General features: G+C 67.7%; 12 protein-coding genes. 4 read left to right on the top strand and 8 right to left on the bottom strand.

All coding sequences use genetic code 11. From position 1 onward, the window contains the following. The 3 genes from NE234_RS43710 to NE234_RS45745 all read right to left on the bottom strand — a co-directional run. On the bottom strand, window positions 1–3372 hold a 3372-nt coding region (locus tag NE234_RS43710; RefSeq protein WP_406567145.1), incomplete at its 3' end, for a hypothetical protein. A 43-nt stretch (window positions 3373–3415) separates the two neighbouring features. Then, complete coding sequence (locus tag NE234_RS43715) at window positions 3416–4093, bottom strand: WXG100 family type VII secretion target (RefSeq protein WP_252787080.1); 678 nt, start codon at window positions 4091–4093, stop codon at window positions 3416–3418. Between the two features lie 113 nt (window positions 4094–4206). Beyond that, entirely contained in the window at window positions 4207–5772 is a 1566-nt protein-coding gene (locus NE234_RS45745) for a WXG100 family type VII secretion target (RefSeq protein ID WP_252787081.1), read from the bottom strand. Window positions 5773–5951: 179 nt separating this feature from the next. On the opposite strand from NE234_RS45745, the gene NE234_RS43725 reads away from it, so the two are divergent. Further along, complete coding sequence (locus tag NE234_RS43725; protein ID WP_252787082.1) at window positions 5952–6695, top strand: hypothetical protein; 744 nt, start codon at window positions 5952–5954, stop codon at window positions 6693–6695. 30 nt (window positions 6696–6725) lie between these two features. Here NE234_RS43725 and NE234_RS43730 read toward each other — a convergent pair whose 3' ends face one another. From NE234_RS43730 to NE234_RS43745, 4 genes are all read right to left on the bottom strand, one after another. Next, window positions 6726–9446, bottom strand: coding sequence for a right-handed parallel beta-helix repeat-containing protein (locus NE234_RS43730; RefSeq protein ID WP_252787083.1), 2721 nt, complete (start codon window positions 9444–9446; stop codon window positions 6726–6728). A gap of 49 nt (window positions 9447–9495) precedes the next feature. Continuing rightward, complete coding sequence (locus NE234_RS43735) at window positions 9496–10296, bottom strand: hypothetical protein (RefSeq protein ID WP_252787084.1); 801 nt, start codon at window positions 10294–10296, stop codon at window positions 9496–9498. A gap of 108 nt (window positions 10297–10404) precedes the next feature. Continuing rightward, window positions 10405–10725, bottom strand: a complete 321-nt coding sequence (locus NE234_RS43740; RefSeq protein WP_252787085.1) for a WXG100 family type VII secretion target — start codon at window positions 10723–10725, stop codon at window positions 10405–10407. 12 nt (window positions 10726–10737) lie between these two features. Then, the gene (locus tag NE234_RS43745; protein ID WP_252787086.1) at window positions 10738–11115 is read right to left on the bottom strand and encodes a WXG100 family type VII secretion target; all 378 of its coding nucleotides are present in this window, start codon (window positions 11113–11115) and stop codon (window positions 10738–10740) included. 396 nt (window positions 11116–11511) lie between these two features. Between NE234_RS43745 and NE234_RS43750 the strand changes: the two genes are divergently transcribed. Together NE234_RS43750 and NE234_RS43755 are read left to right on the top strand one after the other, a co-directional pair. Further along, complete coding sequence (locus NE234_RS43750; RefSeq protein WP_252787087.1) at window positions 11512–12666, top strand: LamG domain-containing protein; 1155 nt, start codon at window positions 11512–11514, stop codon at window positions 12664–12666. A 137-nt stretch (window positions 12667–12803) separates the two neighbouring features. Continuing rightward, window positions 12804–14210, top strand: coding sequence for an EsaB/YukD family protein (locus NE234_RS43755; protein ID WP_252787088.1), 1407 nt, complete (start codon window positions 12804–12806; stop codon window positions 14208–14210). 68 nt (window positions 14211–14278) lie between these two features. Here the strand turns inward: NE234_RS43755 and NE234_RS43760 are convergent, their stop codons facing one another. Beyond that, window positions 14279–14947: a response regulator transcription factor gene (locus NE234_RS43760; RefSeq protein ID WP_252787089.1), complete on the bottom strand. Its 669-nt coding sequence runs from the start codon at window positions 14945–14947 to the stop codon at window positions 14279–14281. Window positions 14948–15288: 341 nt separating this feature from the next. On the opposite strand from NE234_RS43760, the gene NE234_RS43765 reads away from it, so the two are divergent. Continuing rightward, the gene (locus tag NE234_RS43765) at window positions 15289–15822 is read left to right on the top strand and encodes a TetR/AcrR family transcriptional regulator (RefSeq protein WP_252787090.1); all 534 of its coding nucleotides are present in this window, start codon (window positions 15289–15291) and stop codon (window positions 15820–15822) included. Window positions 15823–17887: the final 2065 nt, after the last annotated feature.

A 17887-nucleotide genomic window follows, 5' to 3' on the forward strand; every position in this document is an offset into this window, starting at 1 on the left:
ACCGGACAAATGAGCCTCATAAAACTTATTACCCCAACGCGCCGCCTCATCAGGCGACAACCCCCACGCCTCACCGAGCTTCTCATACGCCGCCGCCGACCGAGACGCCGAATACTCCGCATCAAACGCCCTTCCCGGCTGCGCGGCATCCCGCGAATCACGGAACTCACCGATCCGCCTAATCAGATCCCCGTGCAACTCCCCCACAGCCGCACGACCACCCGACTCATGCGCCTGCGCGAAACTCCTCCCCCACTCCGCCGCCTCATCCACCGGCAACCCCGCATCCAACGCCCGCCTCTCAGCCGCCGCACCAACCTCAGCACCCGAAAGACCGCCACCAGGGTTCTTCGCACCGTCAGCTCCTCGGGAACCGAAGCCACCAGACGACGTCGACGGCTCCGGCTTCGAACCCCCAGGGCCGGATTCGGTGTCGTGCCCACTTCCAGGCTTCGGTGCACCGCCGGCCGGCCCCTGTTTGGCCGCCACGCCCTTCCATATGGCGGCTCCGGAGTAATTTCCCTGGTCGATGAGATCCTCGAGATGGGCGTTCAACTGCTCATGAACCTCTGCCACAGCCTCAGGACCGCCTGATTCATGCGCCTGCGCGGCCTTCCTGCCCCAGTCCGCTGCCTCCTCCGGGCTCAGACCGAATCGCGATGCCTGTGTCTCAAGGTGCCTATAGTCCTCAGCGGCCGACCGGCCGGTATCGGCCTTCTGTCCGCCCTCGGGAGCCTTCACCCCCGTCGAGCCGCCCTGATGCCCGGATTCGCCATCGGACGGCCGGCCACCACCCGAGGTAGGCGCTTTGGTCGAGCCCGACGGCGGCGCGGTCCCTTCACCTCCTCCGACGGTGCTCTTGCCCTGCTGACCCCCGAGGCTCGAGGACGGCTGCTCCTGACCACCCGTGGGGATACCCTCGTGCGCCGCATCCGCAGTCGCCGAAAGTTCGTTCTGCGCGTTCTCCGCGCTCTGCGCGGTCTGCAGCCGGCTCTCGCCCTCCGAGATGGTGCCGTCGACACGCCCGACCCCGGCCTTGTTGTCGGACCGGGTGGGCACCGCGACGCCCCGTCGGGCGGTGACCGGGGCGGACGTCGGGCTGTGGTCCACGCGGTTCCCGAGCGCCGCAGGCTCCTGGTCGGGCGCGACGGCGCCCGACGTCAGAGACTGAGACTCGGTGTCCACCCTGCCGTCCGGCGTGCTCGTCGTCGGCCGGCCCAGCTGACCAGGCCGGCCCGACGAAGGCTCGCGGTTCTGCGGAAGGACGGTGCTCTGGCCATGGTCGAGCCCGCCACGGGACGGTACCGCCGTCTCCGACACCGCCGCCGGGTGAGAAGGCCCATTCGTCGTGCTGCCGGGCACACCGGTTCCAGCTCCATCCTCACGCGGTGCGGTGGTCCGCGGTGCGGTGACGGAGGGGTCCGTGACGCTCCTGCCGACCGCCGAGACGTCGCCGCCGCGTTCGGCGGTCAGCGTGTCGTGCGCCGTGGGATCACCCGTCCCCGTCCGCGGCCGCACGCCCCCGTTCACCGTCCGCCCCGGGTCGGCGGGCGGGGTGGTCCTCCCCGGCTCGGGCACCACGGCCTGCGGCGTACGCCCACCGGGCACGTCCTCCTGCCGCACCGACGTCGGCGCCACGGTCTCGCGCTGGGTGACACTCGACGAAGAGCCCTCTCGCGTGGTTCCGCCGGACGGGACGCGCTCATGTGGCGCACCATCCGACGGCACGTTCGGACGCGGAGCTCCGCCTGTCTCGCTCCGGTGCTCGGTGCCACGCGACAGGCTGCCGGGTTGTGGTGCCGACGCCGACGGCGTGTCCTCCCGCGGCCGAGGGTTCGAGCGTGGGCCGGTGTCGCCGGTCTCCCGGGACGGGACGATGGGACGCGGCGTCGTCGGCTCGTGCGTCGTCTTCGGCGCTTCGGTGCTGGGCCGGGGTCCGTCGCCCTGCGGACGGGTGACCGTTGGCCGAGGGGTGCTGGAGACCGCGGACGACCGTGACGACGGGGCGCCGACGTCGGACAGCGTCGGGGAATGCGAAAGATCCGGGTTGCTCGATTCCCGGGTCACCGGCCGGCCGAGGGGGTCGACCGGCTTGGGCATCGCCTCCGTTGCACCGTTGGGGCGGGCGCCTGCCGGCCGACTCTCCGCGCCGCGCCCGACCGCGTCGGGCGCGGCATGGGAGTTGGTGGGCCCGCCGAACTTGGCGTTGACGCCCGAAGAGGGATCGACGATGCGGGAGGGGTTGGCGATGTTCTTGCCGGAGAGGCTGGGAGGAGCACTTTTCAGACCCGGGTCGACCGCTCCGGTGTCTTTCCCTCCCGTGCCGGACGACGGAGTGAACCCGGACTTGCCGTTGGTGCCGCCGACGTTGGGAATGCTGACGCCAGTAGGTTTGAACCCCCCCTTGGCAGTGTCGCCAAGGTACGTCAGACCGGCACGGCCGCCCATCATGATGGGGCCGCCAAAGGCCAGGCCGGTGAGGCCGCCGACGAAGAAGAGCCCCCAGCCCTCAGCATCGGTCGGAATAGGTTTCCAGTTCTTCCAGTCCGTGTGCACTCCCGCGGCCGCATCACCCGCCGCAGTGGCGGCGGCGCCCACCCCTACGAAGTCACCGCCGTAGACGATCGACCTCGCCGGAAGCGCGAACCACGGATTCTTGAGCGCGCTTGCGCCGGCACTCCCCACCGCCTCGGCGCCGTCACCAAGGTAGGTCCCGATCTTTGGGACGATGCTGGCGAGTCCGGGCATGATGTCACCGATGCCCGAGGTGATCGAGGCGATCGCCGCCGTAGCCTCGCCGATCATGTCACCCAGTGCTGAGATGGCATTGCGGAGATTGGCGATGGCAGCTCCGATCCTGCTCGCCACCGACGCGAGAAAGGAAAGGGCGCCCGCCGCCAAGGCGGAGATGCCTTCTAGCAAGGGCGCGGTGATAAGTCCGATGACGGCACCGATGATCATCGCGATCATCGAGGCGAGTTTCGCCTTGTTCTCCGCCGCTATCTCTTCGCTTCGCAGCATGGCGAAGTAGTTGAGCGACTCGCCCATATCCCAGCACGAGACGACGACCTTCTCCACGAGTGGCCGAAGCCCTCCTCTGGAGTCGTACTGCTGGCCCGGGCCCGTAGACCCGGCAGGGGCGTCCGCCGGAGCAGGCGCCCCTCGTGAGGAGTTCTCGAAGGCGAACGACATGGCGTTCGCCGCCTCGCCTCGCCATCCCCCGTTGATCAGGTCGAATTGAGCAGCGGACATGTCCGCGATCTTCTCGTCCAGCAGATCGCCGAAAGTGATCCAGGCGTTGCCGAGCGTGACGACCTTATCGGGGTCGAACTCGTTATCAACGTAGCCATCGTTCGGATCGTGCGTGGACATGGCCTGTTACGGATCCTAAAGAAGTGGCGGACGGGGCGGGGCGTCAGAAGGTCTGGTCGACTGCGGTGGTATGCACGAAAGGGTCAGGGGAGTCGAGTCCCGGCGCAACGGCGGGGTACGCCTCAGGACCGTCGATGACCGTGTTCTCCGCCGGGGGCTGATCGATGTAAGGATCCGTGTTCGAATCCGCCGCCGCAGGCACGGCCTGGCCCCACAGCCAGGTCTCGAGGTCGGCGTCGTCCGGCTGGTTGGTCACATCGACCCCCTCCAGCGCCGCCTGGAAGGCGGCGAAGGTATTCGACACCGTGCGCTCGCCGTGACTGTAGGCGACTGCGGCCGTGGCGAGTCCGTTGGTGATCTTGTTGAGGACACCGAGTTCCGGAGCGGCCTCCGTGCCGTAAAGCTTCTGCGCTACGTCGTTCCAGTCGTTGTTGAACTTGTCCGCTTCATCAGAAGAATCCCCTACCCAGGACAACCGCAGCTCGTTCAGCGCGTTGTTGATGTCTGTCATGTGCTCGCTGATGCTCTTGACTGCGTCGTTCACGATAGATGACGCCGAATTGATAACCCAGGGGTCCACGTCAATGCTGGACGAGTTGTAGGTGGGCAGGGTAGGCGGCAGGATGCCGGTGGGTTCACCAGGCGGCGGGCCGAGGAGGGGTTCAACAGACGCAGGCGGGATGGGTGGTTCAAAAGACATCGGATGCTCCAGTGTCGCCAAGAGGGATTAGGGCTTCTCGTGGGCCAGGGCCCTCTCCGGAATTCCGGTACGAGAGGTTGCCGCGGACGACCTCTTCGGTCTGCCGATAGTTGTCGTATGACTGCTGTATACGATCAACCACGTTCGTGGGCAGGGACCCCTCGTTCATAGGCAGGGCCCCCTCCGGAATTCCGGTACGAGAGGTTCCCGAAGACGACCTTTTCGGTCTGCACATAGTTGTCGTATGACTGCTGCATGCGATCAACCACGTTCGCGAGCAGTTCGTCGAGATTGGTCAATGCGCGTTCGACCTGAACGGATACGTCAGAGAAGGTATCACCCGACGGAGAGGTCCAAGCGTACTGAACATTACGGAACTGCTGCTTTATTGTGTCATGATAACCCGATATCGCCTCGGCCTTGCCCTGAAGCACCCTCAGAGTTTCGGCCATCTGCGCGAGGTCGACCTTCCAAGATCCGGGGGTCATCACTACCCCAGCGTCACCGTCCAGCACGAAAGCGCCGTCCGATGGCCTGAACGTCCCGTGGGTGACGCCGTCCTCGCCGATGAAGTAGGTGTCGCCCGTATCGGTGGTGAAGAGTCCGGTGCCGGCGTCATAGTTGCCATGGAGTACGGTGCCGTCTCCGAGCACGATCGTCGTGCTATCGATCGAGAAGAAATCGCCACCGATCATCTGACCGTACGCCGTCGAACCATCCGGCATCAGATGACTCGCCCCGGGAACGACCCCGGAATCCATAAGCAGGTAAACAGCACCGGAATCGGTTACGAAAACCCCATTCTGCGGGCTGCCACCATGCAGAACATCACCATTCGCCAACGCAACCGTCGACCCGTCGGCCGAATAGAAATCGCCGCCGATCATCTGACCGTACGCCGTAGAACCATCCGGCATCAGATGACTCACCCCGGGAACAAGCCCGGAATCCGTAGTCAGATAAACAGCACCCGAATCGGTTACGAAAACCCCATTCTGCGGGCTGCCACCATGCAGAACATCACCATTCGCCAACGCAACCGTCGACCCATCGGCCGAATAGAAATCGCCGCCGACCATCTGACCGTACGCCGTCGAACCATCCGGCATCAGATGACTCACCCCGGGAACAAGCCCGGAATCCGTAGTCAGATAAACAGCACCCGAATCGGTTACGAAAACCCCATTCTGCGGACTGCCGCCATGCAGAACATCACCATTCGCCAACGCAACCGTCGACCCATCGGCCGAATAGAAATCACCGCCGACCATCTGACCGTACGCCGTCGAACCATCCGGCATCACATGAGCCACGACGGAGACAACACCATCCGCGGTGACTAGATAAGCGTTGCCAGAGTCAGTGGTGAAGACTCCCGTATTCGTGTCCAAGTTACCGTGAAGCACCGAGCCGTCACCGAGCTCGATCGTCTTCTGGTCAACCGACAAGAAGACGTTGCCGGCCATCACGCCGTAGGCGGTCGTGCCGTCCGGCATGACGTGGGTCGTGCCGCCCGGAATGAAGTGGCCGTCCGGGGTGGAGATTCCGTGCTCCGGTCGCCCCCCTGCGGGGACGTAGACCGTACCGTCGTCGGAGACGAACGACCCGTCCGGCTGGACCGTCCCCGGATGGCCATCGACCACCTCGGCAGGCTCCGCCGCCGGCTGGGTTTGAGAGGATCCCGATGTCGGTGTCGTCACAACACACGCTCCACTCTTACTCTTCACCCATAGTGGCGGCTCCCACCGTACGGAGTCCGCTCCATCACGGACAGGTCCACGTCGAAGCTCGGACGGCGTCCAGGAAAAGGGACGTCGATGTCCTCGTCACGTCAAGGGGAGGATGAGAGCATACGCGCGCGGACCGTGCAGAGGTTTCCGTGGCCGCGAAGATTCTGGAGCCGAGACGGCCGCACAGAGAGCTGGTGTTGTCGATGTCCGATCATTTGGGCTCAGTCAAGCCGATCGTTCCTAAGTACGAGACACCTGGGAAGCCCTGGGAACCGCAGGTCGACGGCTCCGACGACGTTCAGAAGGCCGCCGCCGACGACTACGCCAGCTATTACGGTGGAACACCGTTGCCCTCGGATGGATCGGGCGACTCAGATCCGCCAGAGAAAAGCGGCAATGAGCCGATTCTCAAGATGGCCTACACCACAGCACCCGATATCCGCCCGCTGCGGGATGACGGCTCGTCCGACGGCGCCTCGACCGCGATGGAGAGCGGCCGGTTCTACATCAACCTGTCCACCCTCCGGTCGTCCGAGCAGCGCTGTCTCGATGCCACCTCGCAGTCCATCGATGGGTACGAGACGTTGAAGGACGAGGTCAACAAGGCGGTCGGCGACGACAACTTCTTCGGCCAGGATGTCGGGTTCACCCAGGGTACGGTGCAGACAGGCTCGATGACCCTCCAAGGGGGCTGGAGGGGGGACCCGGGCGACGACGCTGCCCAGCAGTTCGCGGACGCGACCATTCCCCAGATGAAGAACCTGCTGAACGCCATCGGAAACGCGATCGAGGCGATGGGCGGGTTCACCGCCCTGATCACCGATGCGGGCCAGTCCTACGCCACGATGGACCACAAGGCCGCCTTCCCTCCCGACGGACCGTTCGACGCCTGAGTCCCTTTCCCAGGCGCCGGCTCAACTTCTTCAACCCGGCAGGTCCTCCGGAAGCAGGGTCACCAGGTCCTCGGTCGTCGGGGCTTCGAGTTCCACGACTCGTTTGGCGTGGTTCTCCGTCATGCGCTGGAAGATCTGCCGGGCGGTGCGGCCGTTGCCGAAGCGGTCGTCGCGCACCATCGAGCCGAAGTAGGCCAGCAGCGACTCGCGGGTCCGCTCGGGCAGCTCGTACTGGTGCTCGCGCGCATTGAAGTCGACGATCTGCACGAGCTCCTCGGCGTCGTAGTCCTCGAAGAGGAGGGTGCGGGTGAACCGGGACGCCAGGCCGGGGTTGACGTCGATGAAGCGTTCCATCTCGTCCGGATAGCCGGCGACGATGACGACCACGTTGTCGCGGTGGTCCTCCATCAGCTTCACCAGGGTGGCGATCGCCTCCCGGCCGTAATCCGTACCCTGGCCTTCCGGGGTCAGCGCGTACGCCTCGTCGATGAACAGCACGCCGCCGAGCGCACGCCGGAAGATCGCGGTGGTCTTCGGGGCGGTGTGGCCGACGTACTCACCGACCAGCGAGCCGCGGTCGGCCTCCACCAGGTGCCCTTGGGAGAGCAGGCCGACCGCGGCGAGGATGCGGCCATAGAGCCGGGCCACCGTGGTCTTACCGGTGCCGCTGTTGCCGGCGAAGACCAGGTGCCGGCTGAGCGGCGGTGAGGCGAGCCCGGCCTCGGTGCGCTGCCGGACCATCTGCATCACCTTGACCATGGTGCTGACGTCCTGCTTGACCCCGTCCAGGCCGACCAGCCCCTCCAGCTCGGCCAGTACCTCGGCCAGGCTCTCGCCCTTCCTGCCTGCCGACTTCGCCGTGCCGTCAGGCCCGATGGACGCGCCGGCCGGTTCGGGCGCACCGGCACCGGTGGACGGAACCGGGACCCCGGCGTCAACCCGCGCGGGATCGCCGGGCTGATCCTGCGGAAACTCCCCTGCCTTCACGTTCTCGGCCCGGCACGACTCGAACACCGCGTCCGCGTCCTCGGCGCACTTGACGGCTTCGTCGGTGTCGTGGATCAGGCAGCCGCGCAGCAGCGGGGTGGCTCCGCTGCCGACGTAGACCGCGGGGAAGCCGGCGACACTGATGTCACAGTTCTCGTACCGCCCCGCCGCGTTGTCGGCGACGAACAGACCATTCTTCCCGGTACGGGCGATGGACACCCCCCGGAGCCGGGGGGTGGCGCGTTCCTGCACCACCAGGCCGGTGCCCTTGGTGTCGGCGATGGTGCAGTCGGTCAGCCACACCGCGGCGCGTTCCCGGACGAAAACGCCTGCCGCGCCGGTCTCGGTGACGCGGCAGTCGACGACCAGCGCGGCGGTGCCGGCGGCCACGTCGAGGCCGGGCCCGGAACACCCCTTCACCTCGCAGCGGTCGATCAGGGGCCGGTGCTCGGTTCTGAGGCTGATCCCGGTGCCCACCTTGCCGATGCGGCAGCGGAGGGCCGACAGATCGCAGCCGTCGACGGCCAGCCCGGACAAGCCGGCATCCTCGATCGTGGTGTTCTCGACGGTGATCAGGGCGTCATCGGTGCCCCGCAGCCCGTGTTCCGGGGTGCCGCGCAGTTCGCAGGCGCGGACCGCCAGGCGGCTGGTGCCGCCGGCGTGAACCGCGGTGTACGCGGTGTCGCTGACCACGGTCGCGCTGAGGACGAGCCGCGCCGCCTCACCCGCGTACACCCCGTTGGCCGCCACCCGCTGGATGGTGCTGCGGCTGACCTCGACCCGAGCCGTGCCGCCCACCGCGATGCCGGTGTCGCCCGTGTCGGTGATCGTCGTCCCGTCCAGCCGCAGCCGGCCGTCGCCCCCGACCACGACCCCGGTCGCCCGCACCTCGCTGATCCGGCACTCCGTCAGGGAGGCGGCGGCCTGCCCGGTGACGTGGACGCCGTCCTTCGCGGTACGGACGATCTGGCAGCCGTGTAGCGCCACCCCGAAGGCACCCCCGGCCGAGGCGTCCTCTTCCTCGCCTTGGCCGTCGTCCTGGTCCGGTACGGTGCCGGGGGCGACGCCGGCGTGGCCGGTGACGATCAAGCCTGCGGCGGCGCTGTCGCCGATGCGGCAGTCCCGTAGAAGGGGCGCGGCGGTGGCGTCGATCGCGACCGCCGCCGCTCCGGTGTGGGTGACCTGGCAGTCCTCGGCGGTGCCCCGGGCCGACCCGCTGAACCGCAGGCCGTGCCCGCCGGTCCTGGTGACCGTCAGCTTCCGCAGCACCGGGGCGGCTCCATGGTCCACGAAGACGCCGACAGCGTCGACATCGGCGACCTCGGTGTCCTCGACCTCGGCCGCGCTGTCGCCGCCGAGGTACAGGCCGACCTCCCCGGTGTGGTGCAGCCTGCACCTGCGCAGCACCGGGGTGGCGGTACCGGTGGCCTGCACCGGTCCTCCGGTGATCTCGCAGCCCTCGATCAGCACCGTGCCGCCGCTGATCAGGACGGCCGGCTCGCCGTGGGGGCTTTCGACCACCAGGTCCCGTACGGCGCCACCCTGCCCGTGCACAACGAGCGCCGGACCACGCCCACCGACCACCCGCACCGAGCCGGGGCCCTTCTCCGCGACGAGGGTGACGTCGCGGTCCAGCGCGACGCTCTCGATGTAGGTGCCGGGCTGGATGGAGATCAGAGCACCGGGCTCGGCGGCGCGCACGGCAGCCATGATCGTCCGGTGCGCGCCCCAGCTGCGGTGGCCGACCCGCAGTGCGCTCCTCACCGCCACGCCGCCGGTCCGGTAACACGGCGTACGGCCGTGAGGTCAGTGCTCATACGGCATTACAGGTGATCCGCACCTGCGCGGCGGCGACGTGGGCGTCCTTCGCGGCGCCGCCGTCCCTGGCCCCGGCGTCGACCAGCTTCACCGTGACGAGCCCGGTCCTGACCTTGAACGGTTTACCGACGACCCAGTGACCACGATTGGAGACCTGGGAGACCAGGTAGCCGCCGATCGAGGAGTCGGTGGAGCCGTAGCCGTAGTCGGTCTGGAAGTAGTAGTAGTACGCGGGGTCGCCGCCGACAAGCCGACGGTCGGAGCTGTTCGGAACGTAGGTGGCCAGCGTGCAGGAGGCGCTGGTGTACGTCTTGCTGAGGTCGAACCGCCACAGCGCGAACCGGGTGTCGTCGTAGGAGCCGGCTTGTCCCGACACCGGTATGGACAGGTACTCGCCGGTGCAACTGTCGCCGCTGTAGCCGCCGCTGGACGTGGTGGACCAGCCGGTGGTCTGGTCGCTGTTGGTGCCGGTGTAGTAACCGTACGCGGCGAAGCTGCTGGTGTCGGTGGAGGCACAGCCCGGACCGGCCACGGCGGTCCAGGAGTTGCCCGTCCGCATCGTGCCCCCGCCGCCGGTGCTCGGAGGCGAGGACATGGGCTTGAGGTCACTCGGCTTGGCGATCGCCCGGCCGCCGCCGAGGGCGCCGGTCAGGAGGGTACCGAGCGCCACGGCGACCACCCCCGCGAAGCCGGTCGCGAGGACCCGTACCCCGGAGTGGCCCGGTCGCCGGTCCGGGCGTACGGTCCGGTTGAAGGCGGCGGCGAATCCGCGCCAGTCCTCGTCCTCGTAGTTCATGCTCAGGCAGTGCTCCTCGTCACCGGTGCCGTGTCCGCCCGACAGCGGTCGGCCTTACGCTGACGGCCTCGTGCCAACCGTGCGGGGTACGAGGCCGGGTGGAAGCGGTCACTCCTTCCAGGTGGTGACGTTGGACCACTCCGCCTCGCAGTAGTTGTTCCAGTTGACGTTCATGGCGTGGGCGATCCGCCCGAGCACGCCCTCGGGGCCGAACAGGCCGATGGCGGCGATGTCCCACCCGTTCTGCATGTCCTGGTAGCGGGTGGCCGCCTGGCTCTGTTGCCAATCGTCCTGGAGCGGGGCGAGCTTGCTCTTGAGCCGGGCGAGCTCATCCGCGATTGCGGCGGCCTTGGCGTTGATGGTGGCGCCGGCATTGCTCAGCATGTCGCTGACGCGGATCTGGGTACCGTCGATCGAGGGCTGGGTCATCTGCGTGCTCCGTCAGTTGAAGTTGGTGTCGACAGGCGGGGCGGGAATGTCCTCACCCAGGGCTATGAGGTTGTTGATGTTCTGCCCTTCGGAGTCAACGTAGTTGATGTAGTTGCCCTGGAGGCCCTGAGCGATGTCGGTCAGTGCGTCGTGCAGCATGGTGGCGTAGAGGCGGTAATCGGTCATGAGGATGTTGAACTGGTCGGCGGCGATGCCGCCCCAGGCGGCCTCCACGCTCTGGACGTACTGCTGCAGGTCGCTGAGCTGGTTGGCGATCTCATCGGCCGTGGAATTCGTGTCCGCCACGGCCTGGGCCAGGTACTCGGGGGTGACGTGGTAATGCACTCCACCGACGGTGACGTCGCCCGTGTAGTCGGAGGGAACCGTCATATCGCGCTCCAAGGATTCGTGATGAGTTGTCCGTCGGTACGCCGCCTGACTCGTAGAGCCCGCCGCCCGCCTTCTTCCGGCTCACTCCGACAGGCTGCCGCGAATAGCGGAAGGCAGAGGACAGTTTGTCGAACACGGACCGGCCGGGGAAGCGTCGATCACCATATTGGGGACAAGCCGGGACACCTTTTGGGGGACGTACCCGTCTCGGCTGGACATATCTCTGTATGCTCCGCGCAGTGCCCGAATGAGCTTGGCAACGGTCCGCGAAGGCCCGCCGGCGCCCGCTGAGGACAATCTTTCCCTCGACCGGCACCGTAATTCCATATCGGGGGTATGCGGTACCGCTGCCGCGGCCAGGGAGAATCCCGGCCGACTGCGTGAGGAGACATACGAATGGAAGGAACGACGCCGGATCGGCCGACCGGAGAAATACCCGAGGACCCGGTGCTGCACGATCCTGTCCTGCCTGGTCCGGGGCCTGCCTCCGGTGAGTCCGAGCAAGCGAAGGGATCCGATTCGGACGGGCCGTCCGGCCCTGGCGGCTCCGCCCGCGGCTCGCTGCGGCGTGGGCAGTGGGCGACTCCACCGGCCACCGACCGGCCGGACGGGAAGGCCGGCGAGGACGGAGACGTCACCCGCCCGGCCGCCCGCGCGCCGCGCCGGGTCCCCATGGCGGCGGTGGGCCTGGCGGCGGCGGCGCTGTTGGTCGGACTGGGCGGAGTGTTCGCCGTGGAGGTGCACGGGCACCAGAACGCCACGTCCGACGGGGCATCGCAGAACATGGCCGCGAACAGCAAGGTCGCACCGGATCATTCGGTGCAACAGCAACTGCCCTCGGCCACCCCCAGCCGGTCCGAGGCCCCGAAGGAGCAGCAGCAGAAGCAGCAAAAACAGCAGAAGCAGCAATCCCCGACGCCCACCAAGCAGCGCACGACACCGCACCAGACCGGACCGACTCCGGTCGCCTTCTGGAGGATCGGCTCGGGGTCCGGCGCCCTGGGCACGGAGGAGACGAATGCCTTTCCGGCCGCCGTCTACGACGTCGCCCGCGGGTCCGGACACGGCGGCTGTGGGATCTTCAACGGCAAGGACAGCCAGTTGACCACGGCCGGCCCGGTGGTCGGCACCGGGGCGGGCCAGAGCTTCACCGTGTCGGCGTGGGTCTACCTGACCAGCACCGCCCACTTCGCCACCGCGGTCAGCCAGGACGGCGGTACATGGAGCACCTTCTACCTCCAGTACGCGAAGACCGGCAACCGGTGGGCGTTCTCCCGCAACACCCGGTCACTGTCGTCGGCCGCTCCACGACTGCGGACCTGGACCCATCTGGTCGGGGTGTACGACGCCGGCGGCGGACAGGTGACCCTTTACGTCAACGGGGTGCGGCAGAGCACCACACACGACACCTCCCCGGTCTCCTCCACCGGCGACCTGGCGATCGGCCGGGCCAAGGCCAACGGCAGGGACGCCGACTGGTTCCCGGGACAGATCAACGACGTCAAGGTCTTCAGCACGGCGCTCACCGCAGCCCAGGTCCGCAAGATCTAGGTCGAAACGCCGGCGGGTCATGGCCGGACAGACCCCGCGAAGCTCGCGGGGACACCGGAACGGGGTACTGGAGGCCGCGGGTCCCCCGCCGGAAGAATGGCCGGGTCCGATCGAGAACCTCAAGGGACACGTCTTTCGTGGATGAGCACTGCCGGATCACCGTCGTGGGTGAGCGACGCCAGGTCGACCTCGCGGTACCCGCCAACGCGCCGATCACCAGCTACGTCAACACGCTGGCCGAGTTGTGCGCCCAGCCAGAGGCCGACGTCATGCCGGCCGCCTGGTCGCTGGCCCTGCCCACCGGCGAGCCGTACGCGCCCGAGCGCTCGCTGAACCAACTGGGCATCGTCGACGGCCAGGTGCTCTACCTGCGCGACGTGACGGCGCACGAGTTCGAAGAACCGGTGGTGTACGACGTCGCCGAGCGGGTCGCCGAGGTGTCCGAGGGACTGCTGGACCACCGCTGGAACGCCCACGCCCGGCTGGTGACCGCGACGGGGATCGGCCTGTGCTGGCTGGTCGCCGTGCTGGTCGTCCTCCAGGCACGCGGCCGGTTCGGCGTCGGTGTCCTGGCCGACCTGGCGGCGACCGCCGGCATGATGCTACCCGCGCTGGCCTGGGTGGCCGGCGAACGGCGGTGGCAGATACCGCGGCGGCTGCGCGAGGCGCTCGCCCTGGCCTCGGTACCACTGTTGGCGCTGGCCGCCAGGGCGCTGGCCGTCTCAGAATGGCCCCCCGGTTCGGAGGGGCCCGGCGGGTCGCTGACCCGGGGGGGCTTCACCCTGGGTGCCCTCGCGGTCGGCGCCCTGGTCGGTGCTCTGCTGGCGTACGTGGCGGCGCTCGGGGTGCTCACCTGCGCCGTGCTGGCCGCGAGCGCGGCCACCGCCGTCGTGGCCGGCGGACTGGCTCTCCTGGGGGCGAACGGCACCCAGACGGCCGCAGTCGCGGCCGTGATCGCGTTCGTACTGCTGACGTTCTCCGCGCAGACGACCAGCGGCCTGGTCGCCTACGCCTACCGGCGGACCGGCGAGCGGCGGCTGCCCGGCGAAGGCGACCGCGACGAGGACTGGGTCGCGCAGGCCGTAAGCAGCGCGACCCTCCTGCTGGTGGTGTGGACCTGCGGCCTGGCCGCCGTGCTGGCCACTTCGCTGGTGGCTCTGGCCGCCTCCGGGTCCTCATACGGCGCGTGGCTGGACGTCTGCCTCGGAGTGGCACTGCTGCTGCGCATCGGTGAGGCGCGGCTGGTCGCCGAGGCGGTGCCGATCGCCGTGGCCTGCGCCGCCGCGCTGTGCATGCTGCTCGTTCTCGGAGCCGGCGCGCTCGGCTGGTCGGGATGGACCGCACCGGCCTGCGCCGGGCTGGTCGCCGTCGCGCTGCTGGCGTACGGCCTCCGGAACCTGGTGCGCCATACGGAACCGCCATCCCGGGCGCGCCCCGGGTGGCTGACGAGCACCGCATCGGTGCTCGGCGGGGCCGGCATCGCCTTCGCGGTGGCCACCTTCGGGGCGTTCGACTGGTTCCTCACCTTCGGCCGGGGCCTGTGACGCTGACCGGTGCCCACCGAACAGAGACGGGCACCGGATTCACCTGGTGGAGGGCGTCACTCGGACCGTCAGGGACCGGTGGGGTCCCAGGCCGCGCGGGTTTCTCCGTCCTCCAAGAACAGTCCGAGTTCGAACGCCTTTCGCGTCAGGTCGGCCTTGTTGCCCACCCCGAGCTTGCTTCTGATCCGCTTGACGTAGGTGCTGACGGTGGCCTCGGTCAGTGCCATCCGCCGGGCGATCTGCCGGTGGGTAAGACCAGCGGCCAGCCAGCGCAACGTCTCCACTTCGCGACGGGCGAGCGCGGGCGGTTCGGCGGCCGGGGACAGCCGCAGTTCGGTGTAGAGCCGCCCGGCGAGCTCCGGGGCGATGTGGACCCCGCCCCGGGCAACGGTGGCGATCGCACCGAGCAACTCTTCGTCGCCGGTCTCCCGGGTGACGCAGCCGTGGGCGCCGGCCCTCAGCACGGCGGTCACCGATTGCCGCCATCTGAACTCGGCGACGACCAGAACCCGGCCGAGCGTGGCGAGTTTACCGACCACCTCGTCCAGGGCCCCTTCGGTCTCCGGAGAGGGGCCCAAGAGGATGACGTCCGGGCGCGGGCCCGCAGGGTCCAGTTCGGCAGGTTCGGCCACCACCACGACCGGGCGGACGGACGGACTGCCGGCCAGCAGGCTCTCCAGCCCCCGGCGGACCAGGCCATGATGCTCGACAACCGCAACTCTTGGCAGATGAGTCATCGGACCCCCGCGACTCTCGACTCTCTGCACAGAATTACTCGATGAAATGAAAGATATTGAACCGACATCATCGATCACCGTGTTTTGCTTTTCTTATTTGATCGAGCCGCCAACGCGACCGATCAGCCTGACGAAGCGGATGAGCTTGGACCGGCTGTAGGCCCGCGACCGCCGGTACGGGTGGCGCGCGTCGTTGGGGCCATCGGAGTCGAGGCGGGACAAGGTGATTACACTCAGTGGCATCAACCGTACAGTATTGATGCCACTGAGTGCAATCGGGATAGGCTCGGGCCGTGGCCAGATGGGAACCCGACGCGTATGGACGCCTCCGCAACGCAGCGTTGGCGCTGTTCGCCGAACAGGGCTTCGAGAAGACGACGGTCGCCCAGATCGCCGAGCGAGCCGGCCTGAACAGACGGACCTTCTTCCATCACTTCGCCGACAAACGCGAGGTGGTCTTCGCTGGCCAAGGAGACTCCGGAGAGGTCATAGCCGCCGAGATCCGTGCCCAGCCGGAGGACGTCGATCCCCTGCGCGCCGCCACGGCCGGGCTCAGACTCGCCGCCGACACGATCTACGAGCAGTACCGCAAGGACGCGGCCAAGCTGGACCACATCGTTGCTGCAAGTCCCGAGCTCCAAGAGCGCGAACTGGTCAAACGAGCCGCCCTCGCAGACAAGATCGCAACCGCACTCCGCGACCGCAGGACAGCCGAGCCGGCCGCCACCATCGCGGCCTGGACGGCGGTCGCGGTGTTCTTCGCCGCACGGAACCGCTGGAGCCAAGGCGCAGATCGACGCTCACTGGCCGAACTCATCGAGGCGACTCTCGAAGAGTTCATCAGCGCAACAGCCGGCCCGCCGCCGCCCATGTAAGCGCCACCCCGCCGGACAGGATGGCCGCCCAGCGGATGACCGAGGCGGGCGATCACCACATCACAATGGCCGACATCAACCAGATGATCAAGCAATTCACTCACCCAGGTATTTCGCAACCGCCACCGAATCGAGCAAACGATGCGGAACGGATTCAGCCATACATGAAGTCTCACCCTTTGACGCCTCGCCCACGAGCGGCATAATTGCCAATTTCAGCTAGGATCTTGCCAGTAGTCCCACGAGTTGAACGGCGGCTGCTCTGGCTCCATCTCTGCAACTCCGCCTACTTCATCCGCACCGACGGCCATCGGCTGGTCACTCGGCGAGTCCGAGACCTGGCTCAGAGAGGCGCTGTCCGTCGCCCTGCTCGACCGTCCTCGGCGAAGCGACCGAGGCTCCGCCGACTGACGACCTATCAGCCCGTAGGCCACCGTCTGACATACGGTGCCGGCGGCCTCGCGCGGGAGGGGTTCATCGAGCTCCACTGCCATGTGCTGCCTTTCACGTCAGGGGTCTGCGGGAGTCATTCGTGGGATCGGAGGGGCCACGGGCTCCGGGTACGGCTGCTGTGTCTGTGCCGTCCGGACGGCTCAATGGACTTGGCCGCCGGTAGCCCGTGGCGACTGCGACGTCCCTGATCATCAATCGGCCGGTCGCGCCTCGGAAGGCCATTCACTGCCCATTCACTGCCCATCCGCTGCCCGGTGTGGCGGACGGATCGGCCGGGGGGCTCTCCGGCCGTTGCCCCGCACGGCGGGCGTCATGGTCGCGGTTCAAGGAGCAGCGCCGGCACCTGGAACGGGTCGATGGCCTGAGGTCGGCCACCGAGTGGGTGGAGGGGGTGGCCGCCTCCAAGATCGCTGATTTCACCGCTGAGGCCGGCGCGGGTGATGCCGACGCGCCGTCGCGTTAGAAGGCGGTCAAGCGGGCGGCGCTACTGGCGCGCCTGGTGCACACCGCGCAGGCGCGGGCGCGTGATGATCTGGCGGTGGCGGGGCGCCACGCAGTATGTGTGGATTCTGAAATTCGGTTCGTGATCACGTTCGGTGTCGATCAGCGGACTACTCACGGTCCTTTTCCCGCACCATCCCGTCTGCGTATCACCAGGATGTGCGCGACCGGACGGTCGTCGGGCGGCTCACCGGACAGCTTGGGTCGCACCCAAGAGAAAGGCGCCGAACCTTATGCATGCACGGTGTTTCCTTTTTGTTAATACTGCATTTCGCCGTTGCCTCTCGGAAATCAAGTGTTGTAACTTCACCTCGAGAAAGTATGGCGAATCGACCCGCGACGGTGAATCTCTGTGAAATCCAGCCTGCCTGTATCAACCAAGGAACTCCTGCCATGTGGTGCCACGACGAAGTGTGTCCGTGGCGGGTCCGGTGACGGGGCCGCGAGCCTGTCAGGTGCCGGTCCGCAGGCGAACGCCCGGCAGATGGGGTGGCGCACATCGCGGCACAGCATGGCCCGGTACGCGGTGACGGGGCATGAGACAGCGTGTGTACAGGCCGGTCTGGCGCGGGTCCATGACAATGGGCTGATCACACTCGAGGTCCCTGGCGTGCCCGACGGATCGGTGGTCCTGCGGCCCGCCACGGGTTCGGCCCCGGATCAGGCCGCCGTTGGGGCGATGTCGGTCTTGAGGGTGGGCGCATGGCGGGGTGAAGCAGGCCGGCCGGAGCGATCTCCCGAAGCGGTCCGTCCGGCACGACTCCGTGCTGCCACCCACACGGGTGTCGTGCCGGCCGCCACTGGTGGTGCGTCGTCGGCCGGTGATGTGTTCGCTGCCCCGGGTGGCGCCATATCGGTGGAGCAGATCAAAGACGATGCCACCGCGGCGGCCGAATGGGCCGAGGAAGCTGATCGCGCTCGGCTTGACGGTCGGGGCCCAGTGCCCACAAAGGCGTGGGGTAGCCAGTTCTGCTGGTCATTCCTCGAAGAGTTGACGCGCCGCTGGTCCCCGACACGACCGTTGCCGAGTATGCGATCGGCTCTACGGTGGCCATCTTTCGACGCGTGGACGGATGTGATCGGTCCGCTGGCAGAGGCCAAAACCGGTACG

Source organism: Actinoallomurus rhizosphaericola (assembly GCF_024055675.1).
In the GTDB taxonomy this organism is placed as follows: Bacteria; Actinomycetota; Actinomycetes; order Streptosporangiales; family Streptosporangiaceae; genus Actinoallomurus; species Actinoallomurus soli.